21 protein-coding genes are annotated in these 17,409 nt (G+C 39.7%); 3 read left to right on the top strand and 18 right to left on the bottom strand.

Annotation, left to right across the window (positions count from 1 at the left end; genetic code table 11):
* Window positions 1-2 precede the first annotated feature (2 nt).
* The 13 genes from ACFJIZ_RS16710 to ACFJIZ_RS16650 all read right to left on the bottom strand — a co-directional run bounded on the left by ACFJIZ_RS16710 (window position 3) and on the right by ACFJIZ_RS16650 (window position 11,394).
* Complete coding sequence (locus ACFJIZ_RS16710) at window positions 3-1,577, bottom strand: multicopper oxidase domain-containing protein (RefSeq protein ID WP_379086531.1); 1,575 nt, start codon at window positions 1,575-1,577, stop codon at window positions 3-5.
* Window positions 1,578-1,664: 87 nt separating this feature from the next.
* Complete coding sequence (locus ACFJIZ_RS16705; protein WP_379086528.1) at window positions 1,665-2,162, bottom strand: DUF3347 domain-containing protein; 498 nt, start codon at window positions 2,160-2,162, stop codon at window positions 1,665-1,667.
* 191 nt (window positions 2,163-2,353) lie between these two features.
* Entirely contained in the window at window positions 2,354-3,178 is an 825-nt protein-coding gene (gene ygiD, locus ACFJIZ_RS16700) for a 4,5-DOPA dioxygenase extradiol (RefSeq protein WP_379086525.1), read from the bottom strand.
* Window positions 3,179-3,494: 316 nt separating this feature from the next.
* Window positions 3,495-3,947 carry a GNAT family N-acetyltransferase gene (locus tag ACFJIZ_RS16695; RefSeq protein ID WP_379086523.1) on the bottom strand — a complete coding sequence of 151 codons (453 nt, stop codon included), beginning with the start codon at window positions 3,945-3,947 and terminating at the stop codon, window positions 3,495-3,497.
* Window positions 3,948-3,981: 34 nt separating this feature from the next.
* On the bottom strand, window positions 3,982-5,523 hold the full coding sequence (locus ACFJIZ_RS16690; RefSeq protein ID WP_379086520.1) for a phosphoenolpyruvate carboxylase: 1,542 nt from the start codon (window positions 5,521-5,523) through the stop codon (window positions 3,982-3,984).
* Window positions 5,524-5,567: 44 nt separating this feature from the next.
* Entirely contained in the window at window positions 5,568-6,566 is a 999-nt protein-coding gene (locus ACFJIZ_RS16685) for a phosphoenolpyruvate carboxylase (protein ID WP_379086517.1), read from the bottom strand.
* Window positions 6,567-6,799: 233 nt separating this feature from the next.
* Window positions 6,800-7,969 carry a DHA2 family efflux MFS transporter permease subunit gene (locus ACFJIZ_RS16680; protein WP_379086514.1) on the bottom strand — a complete coding sequence of 390 codons (1,170 nt, stop codon included), beginning with the start codon at window positions 7,967-7,969 and terminating at the stop codon, window positions 6,800-6,802.
* The gene (locus ACFJIZ_RS16675) at window positions 7,873-8,346 is read right to left on the bottom strand and encodes an MFS transporter (protein WP_379086511.1); all 474 of its coding nucleotides are present in this window, start codon (window positions 8,344-8,346) and stop codon (window positions 7,873-7,875) included. The genes ACFJIZ_RS16680 and ACFJIZ_RS16675 overlap by 97 nt, the downstream gene beginning before the upstream one ends.
* Before the next feature lie 10 nt (window positions 8,347-8,356).
* A complete protein-coding gene (locus ACFJIZ_RS16670; protein ID WP_379086508.1) occupies window positions 8,357-8,986 on the bottom strand; it encodes an HlyD family secretion protein in 630 nt (209 codons plus the stop codon).
* Window positions 8,987-9,041: 55 nt separating this feature from the next.
* On the bottom strand, window positions 9,042-9,437 hold the full coding sequence (locus ACFJIZ_RS16665; RefSeq protein ID WP_379086505.1) for a biotin/lipoyl-binding protein: 396 nt from the start codon (window positions 9,435-9,437) through the stop codon (window positions 9,042-9,044).
* A 22-nt stretch (window positions 9,438-9,459) separates the two neighbouring features.
* Window positions 9,460-10,776 (bottom strand): TolC family protein, encoded by a 1,317-nt coding sequence (locus ACFJIZ_RS16660; protein ID WP_379086503.1) that lies wholly within the window; start codon window positions 10,774-10,776, stop codon window positions 9,460-9,462.
* The gene (locus ACFJIZ_RS16655) at window positions 10,773-10,931 is read right to left on the bottom strand and encodes a hypothetical protein (protein WP_379086500.1); all 159 of its coding nucleotides are present in this window, start codon (window positions 10,929-10,931) and stop codon (window positions 10,773-10,775) included. Before ACFJIZ_RS16655 ends, ACFJIZ_RS16660 begins: the two co-directional genes overlap by 4 nt.
* Window positions 10,932-10,965: 34 nt before the next feature.
* Window positions 10,966-11,394: a TetR/AcrR family transcriptional regulator gene (locus ACFJIZ_RS16650; protein WP_379086497.1), complete on the bottom strand. Its 429-nt coding sequence runs from the start codon at window positions 11,392-11,394 to the stop codon at window positions 10,966-10,968.
* 130 nt (window positions 11,395-11,524) lie between these two features.
* Between ACFJIZ_RS16650 and ACFJIZ_RS16645 the strand changes: the two genes are divergently transcribed.
* The 3 genes from ACFJIZ_RS16645 to ACFJIZ_RS16635 are packed head-to-tail and all read left to right on the top strand — an operon-like array spanning window position 11,525 to window position 14,900.
* The gene (locus tag ACFJIZ_RS16645) at window positions 11,525-14,059 is read left to right on the top strand and encodes a glycoside hydrolase family 9 protein (protein WP_379086494.1); all 2,535 of its coding nucleotides are present in this window, start codon (window positions 11,525-11,527) and stop codon (window positions 14,057-14,059) included.
* Window positions 14,060-14,114: 55 nt separating this feature from the next.
* On the top strand, window positions 14,115-14,297 hold the full coding sequence (locus ACFJIZ_RS16640; RefSeq protein WP_379086491.1) for a hypothetical protein: 183 nt from the start codon (window positions 14,115-14,117) through the stop codon (window positions 14,295-14,297).
* Between the two features lie 33 nt (window positions 14,298-14,330).
* The gene (locus tag ACFJIZ_RS16635) at window positions 14,331-14,900 is read left to right on the top strand and encodes a DUF2911 domain-containing protein (protein WP_379086488.1); all 570 of its coding nucleotides are present in this window, start codon (window positions 14,331-14,333) and stop codon (window positions 14,898-14,900) included.
* A gap of 31 nt (window positions 14,901-14,931) precedes the next feature.
* On the opposite strand, the gene ACFJIZ_RS16630 is transcribed toward ACFJIZ_RS16635, so the two are convergent.
* From ACFJIZ_RS16630 to ACFJIZ_RS16610, 5 genes are all read right to left on the bottom strand, one after another.
* Window positions 14,932-15,426 (bottom strand): hypothetical protein, encoded by a 495-nt coding sequence (locus tag ACFJIZ_RS16630; protein WP_379086485.1) that lies wholly within the window; start codon window positions 15,424-15,426, stop codon window positions 14,932-14,934.
* The gene (locus tag ACFJIZ_RS16625; protein WP_379086482.1) at window positions 15,423-16,004 is read right to left on the bottom strand and encodes an RNA polymerase sigma factor; all 582 of its coding nucleotides are present in this window, start codon (window positions 16,002-16,004) and stop codon (window positions 15,423-15,425) included. The genes ACFJIZ_RS16630 and ACFJIZ_RS16625 overlap by 4 nt, the downstream gene beginning before the upstream one ends.
* 53 nt (window positions 16,005-16,057) lie before the next feature.
* Window positions 16,058-16,387: a DMT family transporter gene (locus ACFJIZ_RS16620; protein WP_379086479.1), complete on the bottom strand. Its 330-nt coding sequence runs from the start codon at window positions 16,385-16,387 to the stop codon at window positions 16,058-16,060.
* A gap of 74 nt (window positions 16,388-16,461) precedes the next feature.
* Entirely contained in the window at window positions 16,462-16,821 is a 360-nt protein-coding gene (locus ACFJIZ_RS16615; protein WP_379086476.1) for a Crp/Fnr family transcriptional regulator, read from the bottom strand.
* On the bottom strand, window positions 16,748-17,029 hold the full coding sequence (locus tag ACFJIZ_RS16610) for a hypothetical protein (RefSeq protein ID WP_379086474.1): 282 nt from the start codon (window positions 17,027-17,029) through the stop codon (window positions 16,748-16,750). Before ACFJIZ_RS16610 ends, ACFJIZ_RS16615 begins: the two co-directional genes overlap by 74 nt.
* Window positions 17,030-17,409 lie beyond the last annotated feature (380 nt).

Genomic DNA, 17,409 nt, shown 5'->3' with positions numbered 1-17,409 from the left:
TATTATATAGGATCGATCCTTACATTTTCTCCTTTTTTGATGAGGATCTTATCAGCTTCTGAAACTGTTTTATTGTCTAAAGTCCATACATACCTGTTCATATTTCCAGTGAGGTCGAACTTTAGTTCTTTGATTGGCCCTTGAGGTAAAACCGTTTTTTGTGGGGCACGTAACATGTCGTAGTTTAAGGTAACGATATCGGCTTGGTGGCTAGGCATGTCCATTCCCTCCATTTTCTGGTTGTCTTTTTTCTTTTTAGACTGTTCATCACCACTGATTTCTGGATACATTACGGTATTCATATCCATCATCTGGTTTTGCATTTGCATGCCGTCCATTTCGATCAGGTCGCCATTCATGGCCATCATCCCATTCATCATTTTCATTCCCTCAAAATATTTGAGTTTAGGCATGGGTGTAGCTTGCACTTTTGGACCATTGCCCAGCCAGATGGATGCAGATTTGGTACGGTCTTCTGGCGTAACCAAAAATTCATAGCTTTTATTTTCGGGTATGGTTACCATCACATCGTAGGTTTCGGATACCGCAATGATCAATCGATCCACTTCAACAGGTTCTACATCATTGCCATCATTGGCGATTACCGTAATTTTGCCACCTGCATAATTTAACCAGAAATAAGTAGATGCTCCGGCATTTGCAATACGCAACCTTACTTTGTCGCCAGCTTTTAAAGGTTTTGTGGTTAATTGTTCTTTCCCATTGATCAAAAACCTGTCGTAATAAACGTCACTTACATCCATCGCATTCATCCGTTTAAATTCGTTGGTCAGCTTTGTTTTAAAATCTCCAGACCTAATGGCTTCTGCATAACTTTGGGTAGTTCCTTTTTTGATGGCGAACCAATCTGTGGCATTGTGCAGGCTTCTATCTACCTCTTTGGGATTCATGTCTGTCCATTCGCTCAGTACAATCGGAATGGTAGGCATATCGAGTTCATTCCTTTTGTTCAATATCATTGCTCCATACATGCCGATCTGTTCTTGAAGACCGGTATGGCTATGGTACCAATGTGTGCCGCTTTGGATGATTGGAAACTTATAGAGATGCGTTGTATGTGGCTTGATCGGCATTTGGGTCAAGTTCGGAACACCATCATACTTATTCGGAAGAAACAGACCATGCCAATGCAATGAGGTTTCTTCATTTAAATTATTGTGTACATAGATTTCTGCTGTATCTCCCTCCGTAAAAGTAAGAGTAGGCATTGGGATGCTGCCGTTAACGGCGATTGCCCTTTTGGGTTTCCCTGTAAAGTTGACAATGGTATCGGCGATGTAAAGATCGTACCGAACAGTTCGGGGAGGGTTAGAGTTGGTTAATGTTTTAAGGGGAATTGGTTTTGCAGTATTTGAAACCTGTTTGGGTGCATCTGCTACAAGTTTCATCCCACATTTAGGGCATTTGCCAGGTTTTGATTCCTTTATCTCGGGGTGCATAGGACAAGTATACACCGTAACCTTTTCTTGTTCTTTTGTTTGGTCTGTATGTGCATGTTGTGCAAAAACAAAAGAACTAAAGGCAATGAAAAACGTCAAAACCACTATTTTTTTCATCTATATCATATTGTTTTAAATGAGATGAACGAGTTTGGGTAGAACAACATCGGATTTATCACCATCGACAAACCCGATGTATTAAAGTTACTTAATCGTTTCTGTAATTTTGCCACAGGTTAACATCGATTTTCCGTAATATGGGTTTTTAATGGCTTGTTCTTCACTTAGCCAATACATTTTTTTCATTGGGCAGTAATCGTAATACGCAGGTTTGTCACTTAGTTTTACTGCTTTTGCCAATGCATATACTGTTGTAGACAAAGTAGAAAAGTGGTCTCTTTGATGGCTTACATCTTTACTTTCTGAAATGTGCTCGGCATCTAGAATCAGTTTGTCCTTTAACGCAGCAAACGCTTTTTTGTCCTTTTCTGAAAGTTTTTTAACCTCTACTGCTTTTACGGTATTCAAAAGGGTGGTTGCTTTGGTTGCTGCTGTATTGGCATCGCTGCTTACCAAGGCATTTTTAACATCGTAGTACGAACTCAATAATTGAGGGAATGGACTATCGCCTCCCTGTGCAAAAAGAGGGTTGGTGCTAAAAATCATGGCTACCATGGCCAGAGCTAAAAATAGTTTTTTCATTTTATGATAAATTTAAGAGTTACGAATAGGACAAGTCATCACCTCTGCTTATCGAATTGCTAAAAGAAGCTGGTTGATGGAGAACCGAAGAACAAGCATGAGCCATGTTTAAAATTTATAATACAAAATTATAACATGGAGATAGATAGCTTGTTACATTATAACGGATTAAATTTATATAATTTCTGAGCTTAAGCGATCATTACAGATGTCATGGTTAAAGAACCGCCAATCGCTTTATCATTAAATAAGGTTGCGTTTTCATTTTCATTTTGTAGGCCTAGCGTATACATCAAAGGCAGATAATGCTCTGGCGTGGGTATGGCCAACATGGCACTGCTGCCCATACTTTGATAGTTGATCAGGGGTTGATGGTCTTTGTTTTTGATCAAGTTCTTAAATTTATCATCCATATCAAGCGCCCAATCATAACCCCCACCTTTGATCATGTCCCAGCTTACCATCCTTAGGTTGTGTACCATATTGCCACTACCTAGGTTCAAAACCCCCTTTTTACGAAGAGCACTGAGCTCTTTTGCAAGCTCATAATGATAACGGGCATCTTTGGTATAATCGATACTCAACTGTAGCACAGGGATATTCGCTTCGGGATACATGTGTTTGATTACCGACCAAGCTCCGTGGTCCAAGCCCCAGTCGTGGTCTAATGTAACGTTTGTTGAATGCAATAGGTCTGCGGTTTCTTTTGCCAATGCTGGGTTGCCAGGCGCAGGATACTGCACATCAAAAAGGGCTTGTGGAAAACCTCCAAAATCATGAATGGTAGGAGGGGAATCCATAGCAGTGATTTTGGTCCCTCTTGTAAACCAATGCGCAGAAATGACCAATACAGCCTGCGGAATAGGTATAATTGAAGCGATTTCGGCCCATTTAGTGCTAAATTCATTGATTTCGATTCCGTTCATAGGTGATCCGTGTCCCATAAAAAGCGCAGGCATTAAATCTGTATGGCCAAGGCCAGAAGTAAAGCTATTGAATTGATTTAGAGTTGCCATGGTTATAATTTAGTTGATCAGGAACAAGAAAAGCAATCTGTTAGGATATGTGTATTGAATATTGGTTTTAGGCGCAATGATAGGTTGCACATTATTTTGCCCAAGCAATCCTGGGCTTTAATGGTTATTGCCCTTCTCCTTAACCGTATTCTTGTTCAATCTTTTTAATGTTTGTAAGCTAATGGATGATTATTCTTTTGATAACAAATAAGAAGCCAATTGTTATTTGTGTCTCAATATATTACAAATATAGCTGAACAAGCCGTCTAGGTCCATTGATGTATGATAATAAACAAAATGAATAGGATGTGGTAAGTTAAGGTTTTGTCAAGATCATGTCGATATGAGGTATCCCGTCTTCAATATAAGTTTCGCTGCATTGCTCAAAACCAAATCCAGTGTAGAATTTTTGAAGGTAAAGCTGAGCTCCAATTTTAATTTTATGGGTGTTGTAGGCGGCTAAAGTATGGGCTATGCTTTTTTCAATCAAAGCAATTCCTATCCCCAAACCTCTATAACGTGGGGAAGTAATTACCCTCCCAATACTCGCCTCTTCAAAAGAGATGCCAGGAGGTACCAAGCGTGTATAAGCGACGAGCTCATTACCCTTCCAAGCCATCAGGTGCAGCGATTTTTTGTCTTTTCCATCGATATCTTGGTAAACACAATTTTGCTCTACGATAAAAACCTCACACCGCAATTGCAGTATATCATAAAGCTCTATGGCGGTTAATTCGTTAAAACTTTTATAGGTCCAGGTAATTTGCATTGGTTGTTTGGTTTGATGGAAAGTAATGGCGAGACTAGGCTAGGTTTCGGCCAGCATTAACGATGCCATACACTGTGCGAATAGCCAGTTTTTCATATGCTTGTCGCCTTTCGTCATTTAATTGATGTTGTAATTTTTCTAAAGCATAATGTTGGATCAGTACCAAAGGTAAAATGATCTTCTCGCGAACTGCAATGGAACGTTTTTCTACCGGATAGTTTTCCATCAGGCTTTGATGTCCGGCAAGTTTCAATAACATGCTTTTTGAAAGTTCAAATTCTTGGTGCAACATTTTCCAAAATGCCCCGAATTTTTTATCCTGTGCCAGATAGGCGGTAATCTCGAAATCAGACTTGCTCATCGACATCATACAGTTGTCGATGATGGTCTTAAAGTAGCCTGATTGTTGATAGGTTTTGCTTACCTGTTCCCAATTTCCAGCTTTTTCCTGATTTTTTAATGCGGTTCCGATGCCATAAAAACCAGGGATGTTCTGTTTCAGCTGGCTCCAAGAAGTTACAAAGCTAATGGCCCTTAGGTCTTCCAGTTTCAGCTCTTCTCCAGCGTTCCTTTTTACAGGGCGGCTACTGATGGTTATTTTTGAAAGGAGGCTTAATGGCGATAATGTTTGAAGATAAGCTAAAAACAAAGGATGTTTGCGCAAGGCCAAGAAAGATTCGTAACTATCATTGGCCATGGTTTCAAGCGTATCATAATTTGCGGGATCCAATAATACATTGTGCTTTTCTTTAACACCAGAAGATATTCCGGCATTGATCAGTTGTTCTATATTGAATGCGGCACTATCGATAGAGCCATATTGCGAGCTAATGGTCTGCCCCTGTATGGTAAGCTGGATATTCTTATTGGCGATCTCTTTACCCATCGAAGCGTAAAAACGATGTGTTTTTCCACCGCCACGAGAAGGGGGGCCACCACGACCATCGAAGAATGCCAATTTAACTTTATGTTTTGCTGCCACTTCAGATAAGCCCACTTTGGCTTTAAAGATAGACCAGTTAGCCATCAGGTAACCTCCATCTTTGGTGCTGTCTGAAAAGCCTAACATGATATCTTGTTTTCGACCACGACTGGCCAAATGTTTTTTATAGAATGGATGTGTATACAATGTCTCCATAATTTCGGCCGCACCAGCCAAATCATTTACGGTTTCAAATAACGGCACAAAATCGATGCTCAGCTGCTCTGCTTCCCAGCCATTCCACAAAAACAATTCCATCAATTGTAAAATGTCGCTAGCTTGTTGGCAATTGCTGATGATAAACCGATGGCAGGCCATTTCCCCATTGCTCTGCTGCATTTCTTTGATTTGGGCAATGGTCTGTAAGGTATCTTGTACCAAGCTATCCTGCTCGCCACTGTAAATGATCTTCGCGTTTCGAAAAGAAAGTGCCTTTAACTTATCAGCTTCCGATAGGTTGTCGTAACCTTCGTCAAATAGGGCATTAATTGGCTTTTGTTGACGGCAATAAGCATGTACATCTCTTAAGATCCTGCTGTCTTGTCTAATGTCTAAAGAGGCAAAATGACTGCGGTAAAGTTCAACTTTGCGCAAAAGGTCATCCACCAAATCTACAAAAAGGCCATCGTGGTCTGTTGTTAAGATCCTTTGATTTTATTGAGGTTTTCGATCAAGAAATCAGAAATGTCTTTTGGTTCTAGGTTGCTGTCAAAAGCATTTTTATACAGTACATCCTGCAATACTGCAATGGTATCTTCAACTCCTCTAAAAGTAATCCTGCGCTTTAAATTCCTAAAATCACGGTAGTAACATCTAAATAGAATCTGACGGAGCATTTTAGAAACCTGTAAAGTGGTTTCTGGATGGACATTCGGATTGCCATCTCTATCGCCTCCTGGCCAAAAACCCAATTCGATGATTTTTTTAGGGTCGATGTGGTATTCGTTCAGCAATTGGTTTAATCCAGATTGGATATTGGCTGCAGCAAAATAAAACACATTTTCTAGGTACCATGCCAAGCTTAATGCTTCATCAACTGGTGTTGGCGATTTTTTATTGAAAAAGGGGGTCTTCCCTAATTGCTGTAACAACTGGTTGATGGTAGTAATGTCATTTCCTTTAATGGCGATGGTAAGGTCGTTGATAATGGCTAATACACTGCCAGGATAAAACTGTGTAGGATGGGCTGTGAGCACCAGACGAAGAGAAAAATCTTCGATAAGCTGGTCAACTTTGTCATGTAGTTTTTGGTCGTCATTTGCCTTTAAGAACAAGGCCCTTAGCGAACTTTGCTCATCACTTACATTGAGTTTATTAAATGAAGCATCTTCAACTGCATCAAACAATACCACTTGTCTTTCTATATATTGGATAAACCTAAAAAGCAAGTCAACAATCTCTTGCGGCTCTGTATTTGGCGTATATTTTTCAAAAAAAGATTCAATCAGTTTTGCTGGAGTTTCATGGCCCTTTACACCTTCTTCGCAGCTTTTGATAAACAAGGGAAGCAACGTTCCGGTGTCTTTTACTTTATAAAAAGGTAAGGTTAAAAAAAGACTGTTATAGAGCTCAAAACGAGAAATGACCTCGTTGTTAAAAATAGATTCGCGTTGACTAGTGGGTTGGTGTGCTTGCATGCTGATAAGGTAAGGATAATGAACCTTAACAACAAAAATAATACAAAAAGAGACAAAAAAAATGACAATTATAATTTTTGAAATTTTACAAAAATCCTTACCTTGTATCTTATTAAAGGTTAAAAAAATCTTTTAAAAGTATCCACAAGGTTTTCTTTAACGAAAATTTTGTGACTAATTGTTAATTTTTTGGGAAAAAACAGCCCTGGTATTTATATCAGGGCTGTTTTATTTTAGTGGGCATCAACAGAGACGTTCACATTCTTTTTAAATTTCTGCAGGTACAGTAAAGGAATAGAACATAATAAAACCATGCCTGCTACCCAATAGGCATCGCTATAAGTTAACAATAATGTCTGTTTGATCACCGAACCTTCAATTGCTTTCATGGCCATCACCTTTGCATCAAGATACGAGGCACCTTTTGCCATAAAGTTGTGGATAAAGCCATTTAATCGTTCGGTAAATGCTGGATTGTATTCGTTTACGTTGGTTAACAAGTTGTTTCTATGGAAACCTTGACGCGTGTGGATCAAAGTGGTCAATGCTGCAATACCGAACGAACCGCCCAATTGACGCATCATGTTATTTAAACCAGAACCTTGACCAATCTCAGCCCCTTTTAGGTCTTGCATGGCTAAGGTGGTTAATGGAACAAACAACAAAGCCATTCCAATACCTCTGATCACCAATGGTAAGAAAAACTGATCGGTACCTGATGAAAGGGTCGATTTACTCAACATATCACAAAACACGAAGAACAAGAACATACCGATTGTTGCCATAAACTGTGCGGGAATCCCTTTTTTGAGGAACATGCCGATAAAAGGCATCATGGCAATGGTACATAAACCGCCAGGGAATAAGATTTCTCCTGTTTGCAGGGGCGAGAAGCCTAACAAGTTTTGACAGAAAACAGGGAAAACAAATACTGAACCATATAGACCAAAACCTAGGATAAAGGAAGTAAACATCCCAATAGAGAAACTTCGATGTCGCATGATCTTAAAATTCACGATGGGGTGGTCTGTACTGAGCTCTCGCCAAATGAACAAGAGCAATCCAAAAACCGAGGTAACTGCCAATACAATAATGTATGGAGTAGCAAACCAATCTTCACTCTCGCCTTTCTCTAATAAGGTCTGTAAACTACCAACGGCAACGGCCAATAGCAAGATCCCCCACCAGTCTACCGGTAGCCCTTTGCCATCTTTTGGCGTCTTCTTGATAAACGTAATTGTACAATAGGCGGCGAGTATCCCGACAGGAATATTTACATAAAATATCCAGGGCCAATCGCTGATCTCTAATATGTAACCACCAATGGTAGGCCCAACGGTAGGCCCAACAACTGCTCCCAAACCAAATAAGGCAGTCGCGATCCTACGTCTTCTCTTGGCCATGTTTCCAACAAGATAGATTGAGCAGTAGAAATCAATCCACCCCCGGCTAACCCTTGTAAAATACGGAAAGCGATCAATTCTTCTAAGGACACTGCATTACCACATAAAAAAGAGGCAATGGTGAAAACGATGATTGAGGTTAAGAAATAATTTTTACGTCCAAAGCGACTTCCCAACCATCCCGACATCGGTAAGATGATCACATTCGCAACGGCGTATCCTGTAGATAACCAGGCGATGTCCTCGAGGGTTGCACCTAGGTTACCTTGTATCTGAGGAATCGCTACGTTTACAATGGTAGTATCAATCAGCTCCAAAAGAGAGGCTGTGATTACCGTAAACGTAATGATCCATTTTTTAAAACCTACTTCGGCCATTTTTGTTGATTTAGATGGATACGGAAACTTTAACACTCATTCCTGGGCGTAATTTTTCCAAAGTCGCTTTATCTTTAGTTAAAAGTTTGATTTTTACAGGTACACGTTGTACAACTTTTACAAAGTTACCTGTAGCATTGTCTGGAGGTAATAACGAACCTTTAGCACCTGTAATTGGGGCAAAGTTGTATACTTCTCCTTCTATAGGCTCATCACTATAGGCATCTACCACAATTTTAACTTTTAGGCCAGCGTGTAATTTTTCTAGCTGTGTCTCTTTAAAATTCGCAGTTACATATAAACTGTTCTCGTTTACAATAGCAAACAAAGATTGTCCGGCTTGTACCAATTGTCCTTTTTGAACATTCTTTTTAGACACAATGCCTGTGGTTGGCGCTTTGATCTCTGTATATGATAACTGTAGTTTGGCAAAATCTACATCAGATTGGCGCTGGGTTACACCCGAGTTGCTTACATTGAGTTGAGATTGCGTAGTACCCACTTGCTTAACCGCAGCGTTGTATTGATCTTGTGCGGCTTGATATGCTGCCTGAGCGGCTGCTTTTGCTGCTTGTGCCGATTCTTTATTGGCATTGGCCTGATCAAAAGCTTGTTGTGTGATTGCGCCATCTTTGATCAAGTTTGCATAGCGATTAAAATCTTTCAGCGCTAAGTTTAATTTAACGTTTGCCGCTTCAACATTTGATCTTAGCAGCTTCTATGTTTGCTTTTGCCGTACTTGTATTTGCCGAAGTTGCAGTAATTTGTGCCTGCGATACACCAACACCTGCATTTGCACCCACCTGACCGGCTTGTGCCTGCTCTAATTTGATTTTGTAATCGCGGTCATCTAAAGTTACCAATATCTGGTCTTGGGTTACTTTGGTGTTTTCCTCAAAATTAATGTCTTTTACGTAGCCGCCTACACGCGCTACCACGGGACTGATGTCTCCATCAACCTGGGCATCATCCGTATCGATGTGTTTACTAGAATATAAATATTCGTTTATGCCGAATACGGCTCCTAAAACAATTAATACACCTAATATAATGGGAAGAACTTTGCTCTTCTTTTTTGCTTCTGTTGTCATTATCTATGTTGTTATGGTTATGTTATTGTGAAATTTTTCCTGTTGATTTTAACAAAGTATAATAAGAGAGTTTTGCATCGGCCTTGGCCAACTCCAGGTTGATCTTGGCTTGATATAAAAGGGTCTCTGCATCGATCCTATCGGTAACAGAAGCGATGTTGTTCTTGTACTTCGATTCTAATAGGCGATCGTTTTCTGTTGCTTGCGCAATAGAAGTTTCAAGGACATTGATTTTTTGTAAAGCCAACCTATAGTTCTGGTAGTTTTTGTTCAGCTCTGTTTTTACGTTGTCTGATAAAATATCTTTTTGGATACCGATTTCTTTTTGTTGGATCTTGGCTTCAGCAACCTTGTTTTTGTTGGTCCATAAAGAAGCAACATTCCAAGAAACGGTAGCACCGATGGTGATCGGAACAATAAACTGTTCTGATGGTGGAATAAAGCTGCCACTTGGATTGATATAATACAAATTTGCACCCACACCAACCGTAGGACGTGTATTGGCCTTGATGGTTTTGATGTTGATATCGGCTACTTTATTTTGGAGGTCTAACTGTTGCAACTCCTGACGATTGGCAAAAGCCTTGCTCATGTACGTTGTTAAAGGCTCAACAGTGTTTAAAGGCAGCTCACTTTCGGCAATGGCCACTTCCGTTTCTTCAGGTAAGCCTAAAAGGATGTCGAGGTTATAATTCACAATCTTGCGGTTGTTCTCGATCTCCAGATCAGTTAGCGAGATGTTCGCCTGTTGTAGTTGAAACCTCAATACGTCATTTTTAGTTACGATACCTTGCTCAAAAAAACGTTGTGCCTGCTTTAATTGACTGGCAATCGATTCTAGGTTTTGGGCCACTACCTTTTTGCTCTGCATCAATTTAAAGAGTGAAAAATAAGTGTTGATGATGGCATAGCTCACCTCTTCCTTATTTTTATCTGCATCTAAACGGGCTACATCGGTTAAAAGCTTGGTAGATTCTTGTGCATATCTATATTTTCCACCACCATAAATCACTTCTTGAACCGCTGCGGTACCCACAAAGGCATCAGCTCTGTTCGGCAAGTGGAGTGGGTCGCCACCACCTATGCTTAAGGTATTGGTAGGAATTTCGGCATGGTTGTACAAAAAACTTGCGGTTGCAGTTGGCAACACATTGTCTTTAACAACGGCCAATTTGGCTATAGATTCGTCTATTTTGTTTTGTGCCAGCTTAAGGTTCTTGCTATTGGCAACACCTAAATCTATAGCCTCCTGGAGGCTTAGTTTTTTGATGGATTGCGCATGTAAAACTGCTGGCAGCAGTAGAACAGCTATGAGCGATTTAATTTTATAATTGATCATTTTTGGGGGATTGTTAAATGTGTTAAGATAAGATCTTGTAGGTGGCTCACCAATCGGTCTCTAAGTAGCAACCTGTCTTTTTTATTGTTGATGTCGAAGTCTTGGTCTGGTATAACCTTATTGGGCGATGTAGCCGCCATACTAATCGTACCCATGATGCTGATGATTGTCATTCTGATATCAACTTGCCTAAATATCCCTTCTGTGATCCTCTTTTGATAATGGATTCGTTACCGTTAAGTTTTGGGCCATGGCTTCCTTGATTTTTAAAAATATCTCTGGCCTTTGCGTTAACGAAAGCTCTCTGTGCATCAGCTTGTGGAAAGAGATATTTAAAAAGATGCGGGCGGTATATTGTTCAACAACCTTTAATATTTTTTCTTTTGGAGAGATTTTTTCTTCCTCAATTGCGTTTAACTGCGATTTGAAGCCTGATATTCTAGACTCCATGATCTCTAGCAAAACACCCTCCTTGCTTCCAAAATAATAATTGATCATGGCCATGTTGGCGCCAGATTCTTTTGCAATTTGACGGGTAGAAGTTCCTTCATAACCAAATTCACAAAACAGCCTTTCTGCTGCCTCGATGATATCGGTCTTTTTATCAGTTTTTTCCATTTTGCTTTTTTGACGAGACAAAATTAATCAATCGATTGATTAATTTCCAAATTATATTTTACTTCTTTTACAATTGGATGATAATTAGCTAATTTAGCGTATTCAACTTTTACACAAAATCCTATTGATAATGACCAAGTTTGCGTTAAGACTAAGCTTCCTGTTCCTTTTTTTACCCTTGCTCTCTTTTAATATACTTTACGAAAAACATGATGCCAGCAACAGTTGGATTAGGATCAACCTACTGGGCTATCAACCTTCGGCAAGTAAAGTGGCCATTTGGGCAAGTAAGACCAATCAGCTACCCCAAAAATTCGAATTGGTGAATCAGCAGACGGGTAAGGTTGTCTATTCTTCAACGGCGATTCAATCTTTTGGTGCTTATGGGCCCTTTAATACTACGGCTAGACTTAATTTCTCTGATTTTAAAACCCAGGGGAAATACCTGATCAAGGTAGATAATGTGACTTCTCCACAGGTCATGATCAATGCAGATGTGTATCGGCATACGGCAGACTTCGCTTTGCGTTACATGCGCCAACAGCGTAGCGGATTTAATCCTTTTTTAAGAGACAGCTGCCATACCCATGATGGTTTTGTGCTGTACGGTGCAAAGGCCGGAATTAAAGACAGTACACATATGGATGCTTCTGGGGGTTGGCACGACGCCAGCGATTACCTGCAATATTCTACCACCTCTGCCAATGCGGCCTATCACCTGTTAATGGCCTATAGAGATTTTCCTCAAGCTTTTGGCGATGAAAAGCAGGCCAATGGGCTAGATGGGAAGAATGGTTTGGCCGATGTATTGGATGAAGCCAAATGGGGCTTGGATTGGTTGTTGAAGATGCATCCAAAAGATAATGTGATGTTTAACCAATTGGCAGACGACCGCGACCATATTTCAATGCGCATACCCAAAGAGGATAGCCAATATGGAAAGGGTTTTGAACGACCACTTTATTATATAGACGGTGAACCACAGCAACGAGGTAAGTTTATGAACAATACAACGGGAACAAGTTCTACCGCTGCAAAATTTACCAGTGCTTTTGTATTGGGCTCCAAGCTTTTTGAAACGAAAGATAAAACGTACGCACAAATCTTAGCTAAAAAAGCAAAGAGTGCCTTGGCTTTTGCCAATATCAAAAAAGGAGTAACACAAACCGTATCGGTCAAATCGCCTTATATCTACGCTGAAGACAATTGGGTTGACGACATGGAATTGGCTTATGCATCTATCCTCCAATCGGCCAATGCAAAAAGCAGACAGAATAGTTTGGACGAAGCATTCGCCTACGCCCAAAAAGAAACCATCACCCCTTGGTTGGCCAGTGATACGGCGAACCATTATCAATATTATCCCTTTATCAATATCGGGCATTACGAATTGGCCAAGCAAAGTAAGGGTACGCAAAAAGCACAGTTGACCAATTATTACAAACAAGGGATTGAACAGGTGTGGGCAAGGGCAAAAAAGAATGCTTTTTATAGAGGTATACCTTTTATCTGGTGTAGCAATAACTTAACTGTTGCCTTTGCCATGCAATGCTTTTGGTATAAACAATTGAGTGGCGACCAAACTTTTACAGAGTTGGAGCAGGCCAATTTCGACTGGATCTTTGGTTGTAATCCTTGGGGTACAAGCATGGTTTATGGCCTGCCCAATTGGGGCGATACACCAACAGATCCCCATTCTGCATTTACACACCTGAAAAACTATCCGATTGACGGTGGTTTGGTTGATGGGCCAGTGTACACCAGCATTTACAAAAACCTAATCGGCATCCAATTGACAAAACCGGATGCTTATGCCGAATTCCAGAGCGACCTAGCGGTTTACCACGATGATTATGGAGATTATAGCACGAACGAACCCACCATGGATGGAACAGCATCGTTGGTTTATTTATTGGCCGCATTTGATAGCAGGGTAAAACCCATCAATAAAGATTTTCAAAGTCTGCAAGGTGCGGTCATTAGAGGTAAAACAAGCGAAAAGAAAATTGCTCTGGTTTTTACCGGAGATGAATTTGCCGACGGAGGGAAAAGTATACAGGCTACTTTAAACAAAAACAAAGTAAAAGCATCTTTCTTTTTTACGGGTAAATTTTACCGTAATAAAGCATTTAAAGGAATAATCACAAACCTTAAAGCCAATGGTAATTATTTGGGCGCCCACTCTGATGCGCATCTACTTTATAACGATTGGACCAAAAGAGATAGCTTATTGGTTACCAAAGCCCAATTTACAACAGATTTAAAGGCCAATTACCAGGCCATGCAAAATTTTGGGATAGCCCAAAAAGATGCCCCTTATTTTTTGCCCCCTTACGAATGGTATAACCAACAGATTGCCGATTGGACCAATGATATGGGTTTGCAGTTGGTGAATTTTACTCCTGGGACCCGTTCTAACGCAGATTATACCTATCCAGAAATGGGCAAATCATACCGAAGTACCGAAGAGATCTATCAATCTATCATTGACCAGGATAAGAACAAGCCCAATGGCCTAAACGGATTTATGCTCTTGCTGCACATCGGAACAGATCCAAAAAGGACAGACAAGTTTTATAACAAGCTGCCAGAGCTCATTCAATATTTAAAAAAATCGGGTTATGAAATGGTCAAAATCAACGAATTGTTAAAATCTGAACGTTAAATGCCCCAATATTTTTAAAATAAATATTTACCTTTGGCACAAATCATAAACGAAAATGAGTACAGAAGAAAATAAAAATAGTTTTGAGTGGGTTTGGTACGTAATCGGTCTTTTAACGGGAATGTTAGCGGTTATCGCAGTTACCACTAGTTTTGGCTGGGTTCTTTTAGGCGGTATATTTGGCCTGATCTTCGCTGGTCTGTTTTTGAACAAAATTGTAAAAGGCCGTCAATACTAGGTCTTCTATACGTAGAATTTAATCCCTTTTGTGATGAAGAAATTAAGCCTCTGCCTGATATTGGCATTGTTTGGCCTTTGTGTAAATGCACAAACTTCAGCAGTTAAGTTTCCGAATGTAGATTCGAGTCCAATGGATGCATTGTATTATCCTTTAAATGCCGCAAAGGTTAAAAAGGAAGACAATTCAATGCCTATCATCAAAGTTTTATACTCACGCCCAATGAAAAAAGGGAGAGAGATTTTTGGAGTATTAGAGCAGTTTGATAAAGTTTGGCGCCTAGGTGCCAATGAAAATACAGAGATCTATTTTGATAAATCAGTTACGATTGGTGGTAAAAAAATAAAAGCAGGTAAATACACTTTGTTTGCCATTCCTACTAAAGATAAATGGACCATTATTGTAAATAAACAAACCGATAGATGGGGTGCATTTAATTACGATGAAAAGAAAGATATAGTGCGCGTAGATGTTCCGGTAACGAAGTTGGATAAAGTGATTGAATCTTTTTCGATGACATTTACCGATTTGCCAGATGGCGCTAATTTGGTGATGGCTTGGGATATGACCCAAGTTACTTTGCCGATCTACTTTAAAAAATAAAGTAATTGATAAAAAGCAAAAAAGGGAGGTTTTAACCTCCCTTTTTTTGTGCAGTTGTTTTTCCTTTTCTTAAATAACTATCTAGATAGACCATCGCTAAGATCACATCAAGCAATATAAATAGTTGTATAAATAATGGGGAGAATACTTTATGGAAATCAAAAGCAAAATTTATTTTTGGCATGTTGATAAGGCTTAAATCGGTTTTGGTAATGATATAAGCTAATATGCCGATTAACGGAATGATAAACATCGCCCCGCAAGCATAAACAATCCGTTTGTCTACCTTCGTTTTTAAGGCCACAGGTGGAAGCTCTAACTTTACCTGTTCCATTACATTACGTGTAAAGGACATGGAAGGTTCTTCAAAATCAAGATTGTTGAGTTGGCCATGAACGACCAACAGCTCTTGATAGATGCTGTAAAATTGATGGTCGATGGCTAACTTGGCCTCGATTTCTGATTTTTCGGCAGGGCCACAATGGCCATCAATGTAGTTCCAAAGTTGTTCTTCTATCGTATTCATATCAATTCCTTAACTTCATCCTTTAACAAATATTGTAATTTTTCTTTCAAACGTAACCTTGCCCGGTGCAGTTTTACTTTTACGGTATTGGGCTCCATGCCTAAGGCCAGTCCAATTTCCTCTAAACTTTGCTCGCCTTTATAAAATAAGGTAATAATGGCCGCATCATCTGGTAAAAGCAGGTCAATGGCCTGGTTTAGGTAAGCATGACTAGACTTTTTCTCTACAAGATCGGCATCAAACCCAGTGCCACTATTGGCAATCTGCAGGACATGTTCATCATCATTGATAGATTGGGTGTCGAGCCTTTTCTTTCTCAAAAAAGTCATTGCCGTAGTATAAACGATCGTATACAGCCAGGTAGAAAACTTAGAGGTCTGCTTAAAAGTTCCGAGGGCCCGATAAGCTTTTACAAAACAATCCTGCGCAATCTCTTCTGCATCCTCCCTGTTTTTGGCAAAACGCATCGCCAATGTAAATACAAAGCGCTGATGGCGTTTAACCAACACCGAGTAAGATGCGGTATTGCCAGCCAGTACTGCTGTAATTATGGCTAAATCGGTTTCTTCTTGCTGCATATGATAGGAGTGAGACGCCTATACTTCCAATCAGGTTACAGCAATTTACGAAATTATTGGGCTTTACCTTCGGCAAAAAGTTTTAGGCCTAAAATAGAAATGATCAAAGTGGTGATAAAGAACATCCTCCAGAAACTAAATGGCTCTTTAAAAAAGATGATACCTACCATTACTGTGCCTACTGCGCCAATCCCTGTCCATACGGCGTAAGCAGTTCCTAAAGGTAGATTAACGGTTGCCTTGTTTAAAAAAACGAAGCTCATGATGGCACAGACCAAAAATCCTGCACCCCATTTCAGGTTGGTAAAATTGTTTGATAATTTTAAACAGGTGGTAAACCCGATTTCTAACATGCCTGCAACCAATAAATAGATCCAACTCATAATTTTATTTTTTTTGCAAAGATGGGTTGATCAACTTGCCTGGCATTTAACATTTGTTAAAAAATGAAGTGATCTTATCTAAGTTCGGCCCTAATCCTGCTCAAGGTTACTTGCGTTACGCCTAAATAAGAAGCAATATGCCCCAGCTGGACTCTTCTGATGAGTGAAGGGGTTTGGGTAATCAATTCATTGTATCTTTCTATAGCAGTTCTAAATTGTCTGTTGATCAATCTTTCTTCGGTTTTGATCAATTCCTGCTCGGCTAGTTTTCGGCCCCAATTGGCCAAACTTATATAATTGGTATAAAGTTCTTGTAAGGCGCGGTCAGAAATCTGATATAAGACACTATCTTCTAAAAGCTCAATATTTTCGTAGCCAGGTTGTTGATTGATGTAACTGTTGTAAGATAGGTACCAGGTCGCCCTCTTGGCCAAACCAAAAAGTAGCTTCCTGTTTATCGGTATAACAATAAGCTCGGGCAATGCCTTTCTCGATAAAATAGAGATAACGTTCTACTTTATCGGCGCTGATGATGATATGGTTTTTGGCAAATTCAACACGTTCCATTGCATTGAGCAGCAATTGTAGTTCTGCATTGGGGAGGGCATATATGCCATTTATTTTTTGTTGGATATGCTGCAATGGATAATACTTTTGGCTAAGATAATAGAATGTCCAGATATTTTTTAGCCTAATTTAACGCGAAATGTTGAAGTTATAGGATTTCGGTGCTATAAGGAGGGATACGATATATTGTTCCGATAGCCAAATTTCAGAGCCATTAAATATTTTTTTGTGTCTCGTGTAACCTAATTTTTTTTGCTGTTGTCATAGTATTCAGAACACGGTTCATAAACAAAAAGAATTTTAACACATAAAAAAATAAAATCATGGAAGGCATATTAGTACCCATCACACTTTTTATCTGTACTACTGCTATGGTCTTTGGCATCAGATATCTTTCTAACAAAGAAAAAATGGCAATGATAGAACGCGGCATTGATCCGGAGTTCGCAAGTCAA

The sequence above is a fragment of the Pedobacter sp. UC225_65 genome (assembly GCF_042698365.1).
In the GTDB taxonomy this organism is placed as follows: domain Bacteria; phylum Bacteroidota; class Bacteroidia; order Sphingobacteriales; family Sphingobacteriaceae; genus Pedobacter.
The sequence above is the reverse complement of the archived record's forward strand: the minus strand, read 5'-3'. Positions and strand labels throughout refer to the sequence as shown.

Bases quoted from the DNA above. Each gene is read 5' to 3' on its own strand.
- ACFJIZ_RS16710 (WP_379086531.1), bottom strand. From the start codon at position 1,577: ATGAAAAAAATAGTGGTTTTGACGTTTTTCATTGCCTTTAGTTCTTTT.
- ACFJIZ_RS16630 (WP_379086485.1), bottom strand. From the start codon at position 15,426: ATGAATACGATAGAAGAACAACTTTGGAACTACATTGATGGCCATTGT.
- ACFJIZ_RS16620 (WP_379086479.1), bottom strand. From the start codon at position 16,387: ATGAGTTGGATCTATTTATTGGTTGCAGGCATGTTAGAAATCGGGTTT.
- ACFJIZ_RS16665 (WP_379086505.1), bottom strand. From the start codon at position 9,437: ATGACAACAGAAGCAAAAAAGAAGAGCAAAGTTCTTCCCATTATATTA.
- ACFJIZ_RS16625 (WP_379086482.1), bottom strand. From the start codon at position 16,004: ATGCAGCAAGAAGAAACCGATTTAGCCATAATTACAGCAGTACTGGCT.
- ACFJIZ_RS16655 (WP_379086500.1), bottom strand. From the start codon at position 10,931: ATGGGTACGATTAGTATGGCGGCTACATCGCCCAATAAGGTTATACCA.
- ACFJIZ_RS16685 (WP_379086517.1), bottom strand. From the start codon at position 6,566: ATGCAAGCACACCAACCCACTAGTCAACGCGAATCTATTTTTAACAAC.
- ACFJIZ_RS16645 (WP_379086494.1), top strand. From the start codon at position 11,525: ATGACCAAGTTTGCGTTAAGACTAAGCTTCCTGTTCCTTTTTTTACCC.
- ACFJIZ_RS16705 (WP_379086528.1), bottom strand. From the start codon at position 2,162: ATGAAAAAACTATTTTTAGCTCTGGCCATGGTAGCCATGATTTTTAGC.
- ACFJIZ_RS16635 (WP_379086488.1), top strand. From the start codon at position 14,331: ATGAAGAAATTAAGCCTCTGCCTGATATTGGCATTGTTTGGCCTTTGT.
- ACFJIZ_RS16695 (WP_379086523.1), bottom strand. From the start codon at position 3,947: ATGCAAATTACCTGGACCTATAAAAGTTTTAACGAATTAACCGCCATA.
- ACFJIZ_RS16640 (WP_379086491.1), top strand. From the start codon at position 14,115: ATGAGTACAGAAGAAAATAAAAATAGTTTTGAGTGGGTTTGGTACGTA.
- ACFJIZ_RS16650 (WP_379086497.1), bottom strand. From the start codon at position 11,394: ATGGAAAAAACTGATAAAAAGACCGATATCATCGAGGCAGCAGAAAGG.
- ygiD (WP_379086525.1), bottom strand. From the start codon at position 3,178: ATGGCAACTCTAAATCAATTCAATAGCTTTACTTCTGGCCTTGGCCAT.
- ACFJIZ_RS16660 (WP_379086503.1), bottom strand. From the start codon at position 10,776: ATGATCAATTATAAAATTAAATCGCTCATAGCTGTTCTACTGCTGCCA.
- ACFJIZ_RS16675 (WP_379086511.1), bottom strand. From the start codon at position 8,346: ATGGCCGAAGTAGGTTTTAAAAAATGGATCATTACGTTTACGGTAATC.
- ACFJIZ_RS16680 (WP_379086514.1), bottom strand. From the start codon at position 7,969: ATGGCCAAGAGAAGACGTAGGATCGCGACTGCCTTATTTGGTTTGGGA.